This is a genomic window from Pseudoalteromonas sp. 2CM39R, from assembly GCF_023161845.1.
Genome location: NZ_JALNTM010000003.1, coordinates 235,549 through 253,789, shown reverse-complemented (window position 1 = coordinate 253,789; position 18,241 = coordinate 235,549). Strand labels below are relative to the sequence as shown.

Sequence of the window (18,241 nt, the reverse complement as noted above, 5' to 3'; positions counted from 1 at the left end):
AATGGACGCACTATCGCAATTATTTTATTTGCATGGAATAGGCTATGAATACACTAAGTACACTGGTGAACACGTTGTTTTTAGCGAACAAACGCGCAAGTTAGCCTTACAGTGTTGTGGCGTTGACACCAGTGATGCAGAGCAAATAGATAAGTTAAATTACCAATTAGATGCGGCCACTTGGTTAACGCTTGCACCGGCTGTTAGCTTAGTAAAACAGCCTAGCAATGTGCTTAAAGTACGTATTAAAGAAACCGACGCGCACCATAAAATTACGCTTAACATACCTGCATTAAATATTAAGCTACAATTTGAACAAATTGCTGACTATGCGCCATTAGGCGAGTATTTTTTAAATGACTGCCGTTATATTGAAATAGCGTTGCCACTTACCCATTTACCTACGGGTTATTATGATGCGTTGCTGAGTATGGGAGCGCAATCGGCAACTACACAAATTTGGTCTATCCCTAAACAAGTTTATCAAATTGCCGATAGTAAACGCCTTGGCTTATCAATTCAGTTATATACATTAAAAAACCAAGCCGGAATGGGAATTGGTGATTTTAATGATTTACTTGAATTAACCACGTTATGTGCAAAACAAAAAATGGATTATATTTTACTTAATCCTCTGCACTTATTATTTGCAGATAACCCAGAGTGCGCTAGTCCCTATAACCCCAGTAACCGCGCGTTACTCAATCCATTGTATATAGCAATTAACTTATCGACAGATAGTATTAACAACCCCACTTTAGATGATTACTTATCTTCTTGTTGTTTAACGTCGCACAGCGAGCAAGATATAACCTTTATTAATTATAAAACGGTTACTGAGCAGAAATATAATGCCTTTAAACTGCTTTTTGCGCATTTTCAACAACAGGGTAGTCAAGCACGGCAAGACGAGTTTACAGCCTTTTGTAAACAGCACCGCGATGTACTTGCTATGCTAGAAACTACGCAGCCGACATTCGACCATTACCTGCAATGGCAGGCACACAGCCAACTCATACTGTGCCAACAACATTGTATCGACCAAGGAATGGCGATTGGTTTGATTAACGACTTAGCAGTTGGCTGTGCCAAAGAGGGCAGCGAATATAAACATCAGCAGAAACTGTTTAGCCAAGATGCGACTGTAGGAGCTCCACCAGATCCTTGGGCTGAAAGTGGCCAAAATTGGGGTTTGCCAGCAATAAATCCTCAGCGCCTTGCTGACAATAACTATTACTTTTACCGCTCACTTATACGCGCCAATATGAATGCTGTGGGTGGATTACGCATTGATCATGTTATGGCAATTAGACGTTTATGGTGGTGCTTTAACAATAATAACAGCCAAGATGGTTGCTATGTTTACTATCCATTCGAGCACTTGTTAGCTATTTTGAAAATAGAATCTCACCTAAATAAGGCTGTCGTGATAGGCGAAGATTTAGGTGTTGTGCCACCTGAAGTAAAAGAAGCGCTGGTGAGCAGTGGAATTTTTTCAAACAGTTTATTTTATTTCGAAAAACAACAAAATGATGAATTTGTTAATCGTGATGATCTTAGCGAACAATGCCTGCTAATGATTGCCAATCATGACGTACCGCCATTTGTTGGCTGGTGGCAGCATAGTGATTTAACCCTCAAACAACAGTATCAGCTGATTGATGCCACTAAACACCAGCAGCTAGTGCAGCAACGTCAACAAGAGCAACAACGGTTAGTTGATTTTATTAATGCACAAGACACACATTCTGACATGTCATTAAACACCGATGCTTTTGCGATTTATAGCGCGCTGGCTTTGTGTTTAGCAAAGTCGCCATCGCGATTATTTGCCCTACAAATTGATGACTTAGACAAACAATGCTACCCAGTTAACATTCCGGGTACAGATAAAGAGTATCCCAATTGGAGACGGGTGTTAACACATACGTGCGAGGATATTTTTACTGATAACGCATCACTTTTGACTGCAATACATTCAATGAGGAATGGATAAATGGGCAGTATAAAAAATATGAAATCAACGCCAGTGACTGATTATGATTCACAAGTTACTGCGCTCGCAGCAGGACGCTTTAAAGACCCATTTAGTTTTTTAGGAGCGCACAGTACACAAAGCGGCATAGAAGTTCGAGTGTATTTGCCAGCAGCACTGCAGGTTGAATTGTTAATTGGTGATCAAACAATTACTGCATTGCGCTATAAACAAAGTGATTTATTTATAGCTGAGCTATCAAGCATGCCGAGCAGTGTGTATCGATGCCATGTTAGCTATAAAAGCAATAATATTTCCTTTTACGATGAATACAGTTTTAGTAGTACCCTTGATGAGCAAGCAATGTACTTGTTCAATGAAGGGAGTCTTGAGCATGCTTATGCGCACTTAGGCGCGCAATTTATTACTCAACAGGGCGTTGACGGTGTTCGTTTTTGTGTGTGGGCGCCAAATGCTGCCAGCGTTTCAGTGATTGGTGAATTTAACTTTTGGCAGTCCAATCGTCACTTTATGCGATTTCATCCGGCCAGTGGAGTATGGGAGTTATTTATCCCGGAGCTGTGCGCCGATATGTGCTACAAATTTGCTATCACCACAATCAGTGGTGAAGTTTTAGATAAAGCCGATCCATTTGCTTTTAAAATGCAGCAAGCGCCTGGTACAGCAAGCATTTTACAATACAAACCCACCCCTATCACGCTTAGTGAACAAGCGATCAAAAATAGGCAAAAGCGTAATCATATTGATGCCGCTATTAGTATTTATGAAGTGCACTTAGGTTCTTGGCAACGCGCTGAGCATAATCGTTATTTAAGCTACAGCGAGCTGGCAGATAAGCTTGTAAGTTACGTGGTTAAAATGGGGTTTACGCATTTACAACTTATGCCTATCAGTGAATACCCGTTTGATGGTTCTTGGGGTTATCAGCCGGTAGGCTTGTTTGCGCCTACAAGCCGCTTTGGTGATTACAACAGCTTTAAATACTTAGTTGAGCAATGCCATAAAGCCAATATCGGTATTTTACTCGATTGGGTGCCGGGGCACTTTCCAAGCGACCCTCATGGGTTACATTGTTTTGATGGCACCCATTTATATGAACATGCTGATATGCGTCAAGGGTTTCACCCTGATTGGAATACCTATATTTATAATTACGATCGCCCTGAAGTTAAAAGCTTTTTAATATCAAATGCAATGTATTGGCTCAGTCAATTTGGCATAGATGGACTGCGAGTAGATGCGGTGGCATCTATGTTGTATCTTGATTACAGCCGAAAAGAAGGGCAATGGGTGGCTAATTGCTACGGTGGCAGAGAAAACTTAGGGGCAATTGAGTGCCTTAAACAGGTAAACATACGCAGTTATAAAAATAACCCCGGTATTATGATGGTTGCTGAGGAGTCAACGGCGTGGCCCGGAGTAACGCAAAGCGTTGAGCATAATGGTTTGGGCTTTGGTTACAAATGGAATATGGGCTGGATGAACGACAGCCTGCATTACATGCAGCAAGACTCACTATTTAGGAAATACCATCATCATAAAATGACATTTTCTATGGTGTATGCCTTTAGTGAAAATTACATTTTACCGCTCAGTCATGATGAAGTGGTGCATGGCAAAGGCTCACTACTAAACAAAATGCCTGGTGACGATTGGCAACAGTTTGCTAATTTACGGGCTTATTATGCGTTTATGTGGGCGCATCCAGGAAAAAAACTACTGTTTATGGGCGCCGAAATAGCACAGCGAAAAGAGTGGGATCATGACAATTCAATAGACTGGCACTTGCTTGAACACCAAAGTCATCAAGGTATTCAAGATACGGTTAAACGCCTTAATCATGTGTATCAAGCACATCCAGCACTTTATGAGCTTGATAGTTGCGCTACTGGTTTTTCATGGATAGATAATAATAACAGTCAGCAAAGTATATTTAGCTTTATTCGTTATGCCAAAAGTGCTGACGATTTTATGGTTATTGTCGCTAATTTTACCCCTACAGCATATCAACACTTTACTTTAGGCGTGCCTGCTGAAGGCAGTTATAAGGTGATATTAAATACTGATGAGTCATGTTTTTTTGGCTCAGGCATTAATATCACTGATGAGCCAAGCCAACTTATTCATTCAATTAATCAACCAAGCCATGGCTTTGATCACAGTATTACATTACAGATGGGTGGCTTAACCACTGTTTACTTGCAAAAGGTGAATGATGAGTAATTGCTTTGAGGTTACCCATGGTGCATCTCTTCCATTGGGATCGACTGTACAAAACAACGGCGTCAACTTTGCCTTATACGCCCCTAATGCAAGCCAAGCTTTTGTTTGTTTATTTGATAAAAGTGGCCATACAGAAATATTAAAAATAGCTATGAATATTAATGAAGGCGGGGTGTGGAGTATTCACGTTGCGCCACTTAGCGCTGGCGCATTATATGGCTTTAGGGTTGATGGTGAGTATAACCATGAAAAGGGCATGCTATTTAATGAACATAAGTTGCTGATTGACCCTTATGCAAAAGACTTGTTTAACGAGTTTACTTGGAGCGAGCGCCATTACGGACAAATGCCGATAGGCACTAAAAGCGAGGTTAATAATGCGATAGATATGCCTAAATCTAAAGTGACTACATCGGTTGCTTATACCAATAAAAAGCCACAGCATAGCTGGGCTAATACGGTAATTTATGAGTGTCATGTAAAAGGTGCTACGTGTCGTCATCCAGGTATTCCAAAAGTACAGCAAGGCACGTTTTTAGGCCTAAGCCACCCGTGCTTTATTGAGCATTTAAAAAGTTTAGGGGTGACCGCTATTGAGCTTTTGCCTGTGCATGCGTTTATAAGTGAACAGTTTTTAATTACTAAAGGCCTGCAAAATTACTGGGGCTACAATAGCATCAATTTTTTTACTCCCCACAAAGACTATTTGGTTAATGACGATATAAACGAATTTAAACAGATGGTCAGCGAACTACATCGCGCCAATATTGAAGTTATTTTAGATGTTGTATACAACCATACTGCTGAGGGCGGCAGTGATGGACCTATATTGTCTTTACGTGGCTTCGATAACCTCACTTATTATCGCACTATTAATGGGCAGCCCAATGTATATATAAATGATACTGGCTGTGGTAACACCTTAAATATTGATCATCCAAAAACCTTGCAATTGGTTCTTGATAGCTTGCGTTATTGGGTGGAAGTTATGGGGGTTGATGGCTTTCGATTTGATTTAGCCACCATTTTAGGGCGTTCAAGTACGGGTTTTAGTGCGTCTCATACGTTTTTACAGGCCGTTGCACAAGATCCTATATTAAATAAGGTAAAACTGATTAGTGAGCCGTGGGATATAGGGCCTGGCGGGTATCAGTTAGGTGCTTTTCCTGCTCCTTGGCGTGAGTGGAATGATCAATACCGTGATGTGATTAAACGCTTTTGGCAAAGTGAAAAAGGCATTATTAGTGATGTAGCTAAGCGTTTACATGGCTCGTTTGATATTTTTGAACACAGTAACCGCGGCCCGCTTAATAGTATTAATTTTATTACCAGTCATGATGGTTTTACCCTTGCCGACTTAGTCAGTTATGAGCACAAACATAACCAAGCAAATGGTGAAAACAATCAAGATGGCCACAGCGCTAATTATTCGTTTAATTGCGGAGTTGAGGGATTTAGTAGCGATCCTGAAATAATAAACTTACGGCTCCAACAACAAAAAAACTTTTTACTTACCTTGCTACTCTCTAAAGGGGTGCCAATGATAGCCGCTGGCAGTGAAATGGCCCATTCTCAAGGTGGTAATAATAACGCTTATTGCCAGAATAACCGCACAAGCTGGCTGGCATGGAAAGACTCACAACTAAACCATTGCTTAATTCAGTTTATAGATGATGCATTAAAAATTAGGCACGGTCACAGTGCGTTTAAACACAGTGTGTTTTTAGATGATATTGATGAACGTTTCACCGTTAAGTGGTTCACCGAGCAAGGTAAAAAAATGGATGAAACACATTGGCATGAAGATACGCGACAATTTTTAATGTATAGCTTACTTGATAAGCAAAATAAGCACGCCTTATTAATTATTTTAAACGCCAGTAAACAGCCCGTGGTCTGCCAATTACCACAATCGCCCATTACTGCGACATGGGCGTTAGTGTTATCAAGCGTAAATAACGCATCAACTGTTGTTGAAGAAGATGCAACCGTGAATATTTCAGCACAAAGTAGTTGGGTTTTTAGTGCCAATTTAGAAGGCGAAGATTATGACTAAGCAAGACGAGCAAGTGTGTGTGGTAAAAGGCTGGCAAGAAGGCCCGGTTATTGATGAAAGTACCTTAAGTGATGATTTAACTCGCCACTTTTATTACACCTTAGGGCGTGATGTGGTGGGAGAGTCGCAGTTGTATTTATATCATGCATTGGCGCTGACAATAAGAGATAGACTCGTTGCGCGTTGCAGAGAAACTAATCAGCAAATTAAACAACAAAAACGCCGCAAAACAGCGTATTTATCGCTAGAGTTTTTAATGGGTAGAGCACTGGGTAATGCGGTACTCAACCTTGATTTAGAATCTCAGGTAAGTACTGCACTGCAAGCTTACTGTACTGAGCTGGAAAATGTAGAACAAGCAGAGCATGATGCCGGCTTAGGTAATGGTGGCTTGGGGCGCTTAGCGGCATGCTTTTTAGATAGTTGCGCGAGTTTAGCGCTGCCAGTAGTGGGTTATGGAATTCGCTATGAATACGGCATGTTTAATCAATCAATAAAAGAAGGCTACCAAATTGAGCAGCCAGATAACTGGCTACGCGAAGGTCACCCTTGGGAATTGAGCGCACCAGAGCAAGCTAAACGAGTTAAGTTCTCGGGTTATGTACAAAGTTATACCGATAAATTTGGTCGTGAACATCGCCAGTGGATGAGCTCCCAAGATGTGCTTGCGGTTCCTTATGATGTTCCCATTCCGGGCTATAAAAATAATATTGTTAATACCCTTAGGCTTTGGAAGTCTGAAGCAACCGATGAATTTAATTTAGCCGAATTTAATGCCGGTAGTTATTCAGAAGCGGTGGCACAAAAAAACCTCGCAGAGCAAATAACCATGGTGTTGTACCCTAACGACAGCAGTGAAAATGGTAAAGAACTGCGTTTACGCCAGCAATACTTTTTATCATCGGCAAGCATTCAAGATGTACTGAGCCAGTGGATTGAGCAATACGGAGATAATTTTACTGATTTTGCTCAGCATCATGTTTTTCAGCTTAACGACACTCATCCTAGTATTGCCGTGGCAGAGCTGATGCGAATTTTAGTTGACGACCATGAACTCGACTGGGATCAGGCATGGAACATCACAACCAAAACCATGGCTTATACAAATCACACTTTATTGCCGGAGGCATTAGAGAAGTGGTCAGTGGGGTTATTTGCTAAATTATTACCACGTATTTTAGAAATTATTTATGAAATTAATGCCCGTTTCTTAGCAGAGGTTGCAAGGCATTGGCCGGGTGATGTGCAAAAGCAACGAGACTTATCATTAATTGAAGAGGGCGAAGAGCCGCAAATTCGCATGGCTTTCTTAGCCATTGTTGGTAGTTATTCAGTCAATGGCGTAGCCGCACTGCATACCCAGTTATTAACTGCGGGTTTGTTTAAAGATTTTTACTCATTATGGCCTGAAAAGTTTAATAACAAAACCAATGGGGTGACACCAAGGCGTTGGCTTGCTTATTGTAATCCGGGTCTGAGCCATATTATTAGCGAGAAAATAGGAAAAGACTGGGTAGGCGACTTTGCAAAAATTAGCCAATTACGCCGTTTTTATGATGATCCGCAATTGCACGTAACATGGCAGCAGACAAAACGGCAAAACAAGCAGCGTTTAGTCGATTTAGTAAAACAAAAGTGTGGCGTCGAGTTTGATGTAAATATGCTATTTGATGTGCAGGTAAAGCGTATTCATGAATATAAGCGCCAGTTACTCAATGTCCTACATGTTATTCATTTATACGACCGCATTCGTCGTGGCGATACACAAGGCATGGTACCTCGTTGTGTATTACTCGGAGGTAAAGCCGCACCTGGTTATATGATGGCGAAGAAAATTATTAAACTGATTAATAATGTTGCTGAGGTGATCAACAAAGACCCTGAAGTATCGATGTTTTTAAGAGTTGCCTTTTTACCAAATTACAATGTGACCGCCATGGAAACTATATGTCCTGCAACAGATTTGTCGGAGCAAGTTTCTACAGCAGGTAAAGAAGCATCCGGTACCGGCAACATGAAGTTTATGATGAATGGTGCGCTCACAATAGGCACGTTAGATGGCGCGAATATTGAAATCCGCGATGCAGTAGGAGCTGAAAACTTCTTCTTATTTGGCGCACAAGCCGAGCACATTGACGAAATTAGAGCGCATTATAATCCCAGTGAAATTATTGCGAATAACTCAGATCTAAATAGCGTGATGCATCTCCTTGAAAGTGGTCATTTTAATCTATTTGAACCCGGCTTATTTGATGATGTCATTAGCGGCATTAAAAGCAAAGACGATGCATGGCTAACCGCACATGACTTTGCCAGTTACATTGCAGCGCAGCGTGAAGTGGATAAAGCGTACGCTGATCAAACCCACTGGACTCAAATGAGTATTTTAAATACCGCGGCCAGTGGTTTATTTTCTAGTGACAGAACAATAGGCCAATATTGTGATGACATATGGCACTTAACCCCACTAGATACTTCACAGCAAACAGTAAAAACAAACACTGACACTAATAGCTGACACTAAATGGAGAGAGTAATATGCCCAGTTATGCAAATCGCTATATAAGTAATTTAACCAGAGACACCTATGCACTCATTCTAGCCGGCGGACGAGGTTCTCGTCTTCATGAGCTAACAGACTGGCGTGCAAAACCAGCCGTTTATTTTGGCGGCAAGCACCGTATTATTGATTTTCCACTATCAAATTGTATTAACTCTGGTGTAAGACGTGTCGGAATTGCAACGCAATATAAATCTCATTCGCTAATACGCCATGTAAATCGTGCATGGGGGCACTTTAAAAAGGAATTAGGCGAGTCAGTTGAGATTTTACCAGCATCACAGCGTAATGGTGATGAATGGTATTGCGGTACTGCCGATGCGGTATTTCAAAATATGGATATTATTCGCCATGAACTACCTAAATATGTAATGATTTTGTCAGGCGATCATGTATATCGTATGGATTACGGCGGTTTGTTAGCAAAGCATGTCGAAAATGGTGCCGATATGACCGTATGCTGTTTAGAAGTCGCGGTTGAAGAAGCAGCGAACACCTTTGGGGTAATGACCGTTGATCAAGAAAATCGAGTGCGACGATTCGACGAAAAACCAGCTGAACCAAGCTCTGTGCCTGGCAAACCAGGTACGTGTTTAGCGTCAATGGGTAATTACGTATTCAATACTGAGTTTTTATTTGAGCAATTACAAAAAGATTCACAAACCGAAGGCTCAGGACGTGATTTTGGTCATGACATTATTCCCGCCATTATCGAAGAGCATAATGTGTTTGCTTACCCATTTAGAGATCCTGCACAAGTAGGGCAACCTTATTGGCGCGATGTAGGGACCTTAGATTCATTTTGGGAAGCGAACATGGAGTTGGTTATGCCTGAGCCTCAATTGGATTTGTACGACCCTACTTGGCCAATTTGGACATACCAAGAGCAGCTTCCTCCAGCTAAGTTTATTTTTGATGATGACGATCGTCGGGGTATGGCTGTTGATTCAACCGTATCCGGTGGCTGTATTATTTCAGGCTCATTAGTGAGAAAGTCATTGCTGTTTTCTAATGTACATATTCGCTCATATTGTACTATTGAAGAGTCGGTTATTTTACCCGGTGTTATAGTTAACCGTGGGTGTAAAATTAAACGTGCCATTATTGATAGAAGCTGTGAGATCCCCCCAGGATTAGAAATTGGTTATGATCGTAAAACCGACGAAGCCAATGGCTTTAGAGTATCTAAAAAGGGAATTGTTTTGGTAACCCGCGAGATGCTGACAAAGTTAGACACTAAGTTAAATCAATAATTAAATAGCAAGGCGAAAGCCTTGCAGCTAACTATAAGAGTAAATAAATGCATGTATTAATGGTTGCCGCAGAAAATGATGCGTTACCTAATGCCAAAGTCGGTGGTGTTGCCGATGTCATACGTGACGTACCTAAAGCGTTAGCGGCACAGGGACTAACGATTGATGTGGTAATTCCTGATTATGGCTTTGAATTGGGTGAGCGCCGTTTTATTGGTGAAGTCAACGTTGCGTTTAATTCAGCCTCTCACGTTTTATCGCTGTTTGAAATTCCACAAACGCAAAATGCAGTGAGGCAAATAGTAATAAGCCACCCTTTGTTCAGCCAATCACATAGTGTGTATTGCAACGATGATGACAATCGTCCATTTGCTACTGATGCGAGTAAGTTTGCACTGTTTAATGCCGCGATTTGTGAAGCGCTTTTACAAGGGGTTTTAAAACAACCAAACACGTTACATTTACACGACTGGCACAGTGCTTGTGTGGCGGTGTTACTAAAATTTGAGCCTCGCTATCGTAAACTTGCTAAGCTGCGCTTGGTGTACACGGTTCATAACTTAGCCTTACAAGGTATTCGCCCTTTTAAAGACGATGACTCTAGCTTAGAAGCGTGGTTTCCCTCATTAAGTTATGATGGCCAATTGCTTTGTGATCCCCGTTACCCTCATTGCTTTAACCCCATGCGCAGTGCTATTAATTTAGCCGATAAAGTACATGTGGTTTCACCCAGTTATAGCCAAGAAGTGCAGATTGCGAGTAACGATGCAGGCGGTTTTTTTGGTGGTGAAGGACTTGAGCGTGATTTACAACAAGCGGCTGAGCAGGGCAAGCTGATTGGGATCCTCAACGGCTGTGATTACACAACTCAACACCCGAAGCAGGCAACGCTTAGCGAGCTTTTAGAGCAGATAGAAGCTACGCTTTTTAGCTGGATGGCAAAAAACGTACACTTAGACAGCAGCCACTATATTGCTCACCAACGTGTTTTACAATTTATGGCATCAGAGCAGCAAGGGCCTTTAGTGACCAGTGTAGGGCGGCTCACCGAGCAAAAAGTATTGCTGCTGTGCCAGCCACACAACAATAGTTTAACTATTGATGAGGTATGCAAGGTTATAAACCAATATAATGGTCGCTTGATTGTATTGGGCTCGGGCGATAAAAAACTAGAACAATTATTTACCACTGCAATGGCTCGAAATAGCAATTTATTGTTTTTAAAAGGTTATGGCCAAGGTGTTGGTGATTTAATGTATCAACTAGGGGATTTATTTTTAATGCCTAGTTCTTTTGAGCCGTGTGGCATTAGCCAAATGCTGGCAATGCGAGCAGGTCAGCCCTGTCTTGTGCACAGTGTTGGCGGCTTAAAAGATACAGTTGAGCATAATGTGACTGGTTTTAGTTTTACTGGTGATACCTTATTAGCTCAGGCAGAGGCACTGTTGCATAGTTTATCTGAGGCCTTGAATGTAAATCACGCTAATCCTAAGCAATGGCAAGCGATAAAAAATAGCGCTAAGAACAGCCGCTTTGGTTGGGATGACGTTGTAACTGATTATATTACCTACTTATATTAAAAAATTTATTAAAGTTCAGTGACATCCGTTCCTATTTGCGCTTTAATTACTTAGTCTGGTGGAAATAATAAAAAGTAGGTAATGTGTCGGTATTTGTGGCAAGGCAAGCAATCCTTAATCGTAATCAAAATGTAGTTGCATATGAACTACTGTTTCGCGATAGCCCTGAAAATTGCTTTCCTGGTGTTTCTGATGGTCAAGCAACGGCTCGCCTGATCATGGAAAACCAGCTTAACTTAGGTACTCGCCATATTACTTCGGGTAAAAAAGCACTGATCAATATTGGTCCTGAATCATTAAAACTCGATTTATGCGAATTTTTACCCTGTAAAGATGTGGTTATTGAATTACTCGAAACCATAGAGCCCACCGACGATACCTACGAGCTATGCCGTAAACTCTTTCACAGTAACTATAAATTAGCCCTTGATGACTTTGTTTACTCACCGCAGTGGGAACGTTTTTTAAAGCTAGTTAATTTAATTAAATTTGATATTCGGCTCACGCCACTGGATGAAATTCCACTGGTGGTCAATAAGCTAAAAAAACACAAAAATATTAAGCTGTTAGCTGAAAAAATAGAAACCGATGAAGAATATAAATTAGCTCGCCAAATGGGGTTTGATTATTTCCAAGGGTATTACTTTGCCCGCCCCGCAATGATAGAGCAAAAAGATATTCATTATAATTATGGTCTTGTCATTGCCATTTATTCAGAAGTAATGAAGCCAGATCCTGATGTGAAAGTAATCACCGGGTTATTTGAGCTTGATGCAGCACTAGCATACAAACTATTGCGTTTATTAAATAGTGGTGTATTTCCCCTGCAAAGCCAAATATCATCATTAAAACAAGCGCTGGTTTACCTAGGGCAAGCACGTTTAAAAAAGTTTGTTAGCCTAATTGTTACAGCACACACCGCGCGCACTAAGCCGATAGAGCTTATGCAAATGTGTGTTATTCGCGCTCGCTTTTGTGAATTAATAGCCAGCAAAGTCGCCAAACAAGTTCAAGGTGAGGCATTTTTAACTGGGCTGTTTTCTTTGCTTGATGCTATTTTAGATAAGCCAATGGACTTGTTGGTTGATAAACTGCCATTCCCCGATGAAATTAAAGCAGCACTAACCGGCGAGAAAAATGACTTATATTATATTCTTGAAACGGTAAAAGCATATGAAACCGGAAGTTGGTGGGCGCTTGAGAAAGCGGTATCACTCATTAATTTAGACAGTGCTTTTTTACCAAAATTATACAAACAAGCTGTAAAATGGGCCGATAGCTATAAAGATAATATTTAAAAGGATAGGGTTTGCGCAATTATAATATGGACTTTATAAGGGGCATAGCAGTACTTGGACTGGTATTTATTAACTGCTATTCCTTTGCAATTTTTGAACTCAATTACACTCCACTTACCACACCTCCAGCTAGCGATAATTTTTTACACACCTTAAGCCTTATATTTGTTGAAGGGCGGTTTCGCACATTATTTACGTTATTATTTGGTGCTGGTCTTTATATTCAGTTTCAGCGTCAGCAATGTATTCAGCCATTAAAAAAACGCCTATATTGGCTTATTGTGTTTGGCTTAATACATGGGTTGTTACTGTGGGCGGGTGACATTTTGTTTTTATATGGGGTGTCAGCATTACTGGTATTACGCTATTTAGATTACACGGACGAAGAGCTTAAAAGCAAAGCGGCCTTTTTTACTTTTATCGCTTTACTTGCCACAGCAATGTTTATGTTAGGGCTTAATGAAGAACCACTCTATAGGGATTCTCCCGAGTTTTACCAGATATATAATAGTTATTACCAAAGTATTGGTGCGCATTTTAGCCAAAATATAACAATGAGCATTTATATGTTGCTAACAGTGCCTATTTTATTACTGTGGGCAAGTGCTGGCTTTATGCTAATTGGTATTGTTGCCTACAAATGTAATGTGTTTAGTGATGGATTTAGCAGGTCGGGGCTAATTAAACTTGCTGTGTTAAGTGTGTTGCTGACTAGCTTACGATTAGTGTTAGAGTCATATGAACAAGGTATTGGTTATGCGTTACAAGAGCCTGTTAATGAACTGGCTGCTTTATGTGTGGCGCTGCTTTATATTCATTTAATCGTTAAACTATGCAATAACAGCGCGCAAATAGGGGGGCTCATTCAACACGTAGGGCGGTTAGCGTTTACTTTATACATAAGCCAAACCATTATGCAGTTATTATTGTTTAAAGTGCTTTTCCCTCAGTGGGCGCTTAGTTTTAACCGCATCGATTATTGGCTTGTTGCTATTTGCTTAGTGGTTGTACAGCTTATGTTTACTGCACTCTACTGTCGTTATTTTAAGCAAGGGCCTCTTGAATACCTATGGCGTAAATTAGCGCAAATTAAGCGCGAAAAAATAGCTTGAGTAGTTTAAACTATGCGCCTTTATATTTAAGAAGATTTGCCATATGACAGACTTAAAGCGTTTAAATAAATTTATTAGTGAAACAGGGTTTTGCTCACGCCGTGAAGCCGATAAATATATTGAGCAAGGTCGTGTTACTGTTAATGGTGAATTACCCGAAATGGGTGTTAAAGTCGCACAAAGCGATGTGGTATTGGTTGATGGTAAGCCATTAAAAGCACCACCAAAACGGGTTTACATTGCTTACAATAAACCAGTCGGTATTACCTGTACCACAGAACGAAAAATTCAAAGTAATATTGTAAAAGCGGTTAATTATCCTGACCGTATCTTTCCTATTGGTCGCTTGGATAGGCCCTCAGAGGGGTTGATTTTTTTAACCAATGAAGGGGATATCGTTAATAAAATCCTTCGTGCTGGCAATAACCACGAAAAAGAATACGTGGTTACCGTAGATAAACCACTAAACCGCCAGTTTGTGAATAAAATGGCAAACGGTATTCCTATTTTAGATACCGTGACCAAAAAATGTAAAGTGACGCAAACGGGTGCCCAGCAATTCACTATTATTTTAACTCAAGGTTTAAATCGTCAAATCCGTCGTATGTGTGAATATTTAGGCTACGAAGTGGTTACATTAAAGCGTGTGCGTATTATGAATGTAACCCTTAAAGGGTTAAAAGTAGGGCAATGGCGTCATTTAAGCGATGCAGAAATGGCGGTTATTAACGACTCGATTGCTGATTCAGGTAAAACACAAGAACACTCATTGTATGACGATAGTACATCGAATAATAACGTTGGGCTAACCATAAGCAACCAAGCAAAATCAGTGCATAAGCGTGAGTATCAAGGTGACAAGCCTCGAGGTACAAAGAACAACGAACAACATAAGCAAGCCAACAAAAGCAGCCGTAATACGCCATATCAGAAACGTTCAACCACCTATGTTGGTAAATCAAATGCCAATAAAGCTAATTCCGCATCAGGAACTAAAGCTAAGAGCAGTGGCACGTTAAGCTTAAAAAAGTAATTAAGTTGCTATAAATCAAGCAAATAAAAAACGCAGCCTAGGCTGCGTTTTTTATTAATGATTAAGACTGTTTAGGGTAGTCAATTCTAAACACCACAGTGTATAAAACCGGCACCACAATCAGGGTTAGTATGGTGGCAAAACCTAAGCCAAACATAATGGTGACCGCCATTGATTGAAAGAATACGTCAAATAATAATGGGATCATGCCAAGTATTGTAGTGATAGCGGCCATGGCTACAGGACGCACACGGCTTACGCCTGAGTCAAACACAGCTTGATAGGGTGATTTTCCTTCACTAAGTTCTAAGTTTATTTGATCGACCAATACAATACCGTTTTTAATCAGCATGCCGCTTAAGCTTAATAAACCCAGTAGCGCCATAAAGCTAAAGGGGGCGTTCATTACTAACAAGCCTGCGCTTACACCAATAATAGCTAATGGCACGGTTGCCCATATAACTAAGGGCTTTTTCACTGAGTTAAACAGTAATACTGTTACCGCAAACATGGCTAAATAACCCAGCGGTAACGAACCAAAAATAGCCTTTTTCGCTTTGCTTGATGATTCGAACTCACCGCCCCATTGCATTTCATAGCCTCGCGGTAAATCAATTGCTTCAACTTCAGCGCGAACCCGAGCAAATAATTTTGCAGGTGTTTCATCACCCAATACATCATGATCTGCCATTACCGTTATGGTACGTTTACGATCACGACGCATAATTAAGCTGTCTTCCCACTCAACAATAAATTCATCAACTACTTGAGTTACCGGCACAAACACGCGTAATACTGGGCTGTAAATTTGTAAATCGTGAACACTGTCTACATTTAGGCGCTCGCTAGCTGGTGAGCGGGCAATAATAGGCAACAATTGCGTACCATCACGATAAACACCCACTTGCTTACCCGACAGGCTCGTTAACAGAACTTGGTCAAGGTCAAACTTGGTGATCCCCAAGCGGCGTGCTTTTTGTTCGTTAAATTGGGGGCGAATCATTTTAGTGCGTGCACGCCAATCATCGCGAATGTTAAAGGCACCGTCGTCTTTGGCGATAATTTCTTTTGCTTGAGATGATAGCTGTCTTAATATCACCGGATCGGGGCCTGAGAACCGCGCCTCTATTTTAGCATCGGTTGACGGACCAATTTCCATTGGTTTTACTTTTAGCTTTGCTGACAGCGGATGTTGCTGTGCGTAATCACGCACCTTTTGCATTACTTTAGCGACCGCATCACGGTTGGTGACACGAATAATTAACTGCCCATAAGCAGGATAAGACTTTTCTGGCGCGTAAGTTAGCATAAAGCGCGGCGCACCTTGGCCCACCGTACTGGTGATTTCTGTGACCAGTTCATCCTTTTGTAAATAAGCTTCGAGCTTTTTTATGCCCTCAAGGGTGGCACGAATATCAGCACCTTGATCTTGCCAGTAATCCACATAAAACATCGGTGTATTTGAGGCTGGAAAAAACGATTGTTTTACCGAGCCAAATCCCACTACAGCGCTGCATAAAAGGGCAACCATAAGGAATAAGGTTGTTTTTCTAAAGCGCATAGCTAAATTTAATATCGCTTTATAACCATTGAAGATGATTCCTTGATAAGGGTCTTCATGTTCTTGATTATGTTCGTGTTTAAATTCGGTTTCTTTAAACATTAAATTGGCAAAGAATGGGGTGAGGGTAATTGCGGTGATCCAACTTAATAGCAATGAGATAAACAGCACCCAAAATAAGCTGCCAGCAAATTCACCACTGGCATCTGAGCTTAAACCAATAGGCGCAAAAGCAGTTATAGCAATGACCGTTGCGCCAAGTAATGGCCATTTCGTTTGATCTACAATATTAACTGCGGCTTTAAGCTTTGTTTGACCGCGCTTAAGGTTGATGAGAATCCCTTCGGTAACAACAATGGCATTATCAACCAACATACCTAGCGCAATAATTAGCGCGCCTAATGATATACGCTGTAGATCAATTGCAAACAGCTTCATAAATATAAAGGTGCCTAATACCGTCAGTAATAAAATACCGCCAATAAGAACACCGCTTTTCAAGCCCATAAAAATAAGTAGCACAACAATAACTATTGCAATGGCTTCTATTAAGCTAACAATAAAACCATCTACAGACTGCTCTACTTCTTTTGGTTGGTTATACACCGAGCTAATATCAATACCATGTGGGCGTTGATATTCAAGAGATGCTAAATGTTCATCTATGTGCTTACCTACATCAACAACATTAACCCCAGACATAAACGAAACACCAATAAGCAGCGCCTGTTGTTGATTGTAATGAATGACATTGGTCGGTACTTCAGCATATTCACGGTACACTTGTGCAACATCGCCTAAATAAATTAGTTCGCTCGCTCCAGGCTTTGAGATTAATAAGGTTTCCAGCTCCGTTACATCTTTAAATTCACCGGTTGGATGTAAGCGAATAGACTCATCACCGACACGAATGCGTCCAGCATTAGACACCGTGTTTTGTGATTGCAGCAAGTCATAAATATGACTAGGTGCAATACCTAGCTGTGCAAGCTTGCGGGTCGATACCTCAACCATTACTTGTGGTTGTTGTTGCCCAGCAATTGTGACTTTACTCACACCTTTGACTAAAACAAGTTCACGCTTTAAATAGTCAACATAGTCTTTTAATTCATCATAAGAGTAGCCATCGCCAGTAACGGCAAACATAACGCCGTAAACATCGGCAAAATCATCAATTACATTACTCGGGTAAACACCACTTGGTAGCGACGGGCTTAGGTCGTTAATTTTTCGACGCATTTCATCCCATATTTGCCTTAGCTCTTGTTTACGATAGTTACTTTTCATTTCTACGGTAATTTGTGATTTACCATTAGATGAAATAGAGGTGACATAATCAACATAGGGGAGCTGTTGGATGGCGTTTTCAATTGGAAATGTTACTTCTTCTTCTACCTGCTGTGGAGATGCGCCCGGATACAAAGTGATTACCATGGCTTTTTTCAAAGTAAACTCAGGGTCTTCTAGCTGGCCTAAATCAAAGTAAGACACGCTGCCGCCTATTAATAGCAACAACGTAAACATCCAGCTAATGACTTTCTTTTCAATAGATAGTTGCGCAAAGCCCAT

General features: G+C 40.8%; 10 protein-coding genes. 9 read left to right on the top strand and 1 reads right to left on the bottom strand.

Annotated elements, in window-relative coordinates; all coding sequences use genetic code 11:
• Position 1 precedes the first annotated feature (1 nt).
• The 9 genes from malQ to rluF all read left to right on the top strand — a co-directional run bounded on the left by malQ (position 2) and on the right by rluF (position 15,111).
• A complete protein-coding gene (gene malQ, locus MTF66_RS08435; RefSeq protein WP_248527029.1) occupies positions 2-1,996 on the top strand; it encodes a 4-alpha-glucanotransferase in 1,995 nt (664 codons plus the stop codon).
• Positions 1,997-4,219 carry a 1,4-alpha-glucan branching protein GlgB gene (gene glgB / locus MTF66_RS08430; RefSeq protein WP_138623395.1) on the top strand — a complete coding sequence of 741 codons (2,223 nt, stop codon included), beginning with the start codon at positions 1,997-1,999 and terminating at the stop codon, positions 4,217-4,219.
• Positions 4,212-6,275 (top strand): glycogen debranching protein GlgX, encoded by a 2,064-nt coding sequence (gene glgX, locus MTF66_RS08425; RefSeq protein WP_055012004.1) that lies wholly within the window; start codon positions 4,212-4,214, stop codon positions 6,273-6,275. Before glgB ends, glgX begins: the two co-directional genes overlap by 8 nt.
• A complete protein-coding gene (locus MTF66_RS08420; protein ID WP_248527028.1) occupies positions 6,268-8,793 on the top strand; it encodes a glycogen/starch/alpha-glucan phosphorylase in 2,526 nt (841 codons plus the stop codon). Before glgX ends, MTF66_RS08420 begins: the two co-directional genes overlap by 8 nt.
• Before the next feature lie 20 nt (positions 8,794-8,813).
• Positions 8,814-10,088 (top strand): glucose-1-phosphate adenylyltransferase, encoded by a 1,275-nt coding sequence (gene glgC, locus MTF66_RS08415; RefSeq protein WP_010388932.1) that lies wholly within the window; start codon positions 8,814-8,816, stop codon positions 10,086-10,088.
• A gap of 47 nt (positions 10,089-10,135) precedes the next feature.
• Positions 10,136-11,668: a glycogen synthase gene (locus MTF66_RS08410; protein WP_138623389.1), complete on the top strand. Its 1,533-nt coding sequence runs from the start codon at positions 10,136-10,138 to the stop codon at positions 11,666-11,668.
• 83 nt (positions 11,669-11,751) lie between these two features.
• A complete protein-coding gene (locus MTF66_RS08405) occupies positions 11,752-12,966 on the top strand; it encodes an EAL and HDOD domain-containing protein (protein ID WP_075170221.1) in 1,215 nt (404 codons plus the stop codon).
• 26 nt (positions 12,967-12,992) lie between these two features.
• Positions 12,993-14,078 carry a DUF418 domain-containing protein gene (locus tag MTF66_RS08400; RefSeq protein WP_054201642.1) on the top strand — a complete coding sequence of 362 codons (1,086 nt, stop codon included), beginning with the start codon at positions 12,993-12,995 and terminating at the stop codon, positions 14,076-14,078.
• Between the two features lie 43 nt (positions 14,079-14,121).
• Positions 14,122-15,111 carry a 23S rRNA pseudouridine(2604) synthase RluF gene (rluF, locus tag MTF66_RS08395; RefSeq protein WP_075170220.1) on the top strand — a complete coding sequence of 330 codons (990 nt, stop codon included), beginning with the start codon at positions 14,122-14,124 and terminating at the stop codon, positions 15,109-15,111.
• A gap of 61 nt (positions 15,112-15,172) precedes the next feature.
• Here the strand turns inward: rluF and MTF66_RS08390 are convergent, their stop codons facing one another.
• The gene (locus tag MTF66_RS08390; RefSeq protein WP_248527027.1) at positions 15,173-18,241 is read right to left on the bottom strand and encodes an efflux RND transporter permease subunit; all 3,069 of its coding nucleotides are present in this window, start codon (positions 18,239-18,241) and stop codon (positions 15,173-15,175) included.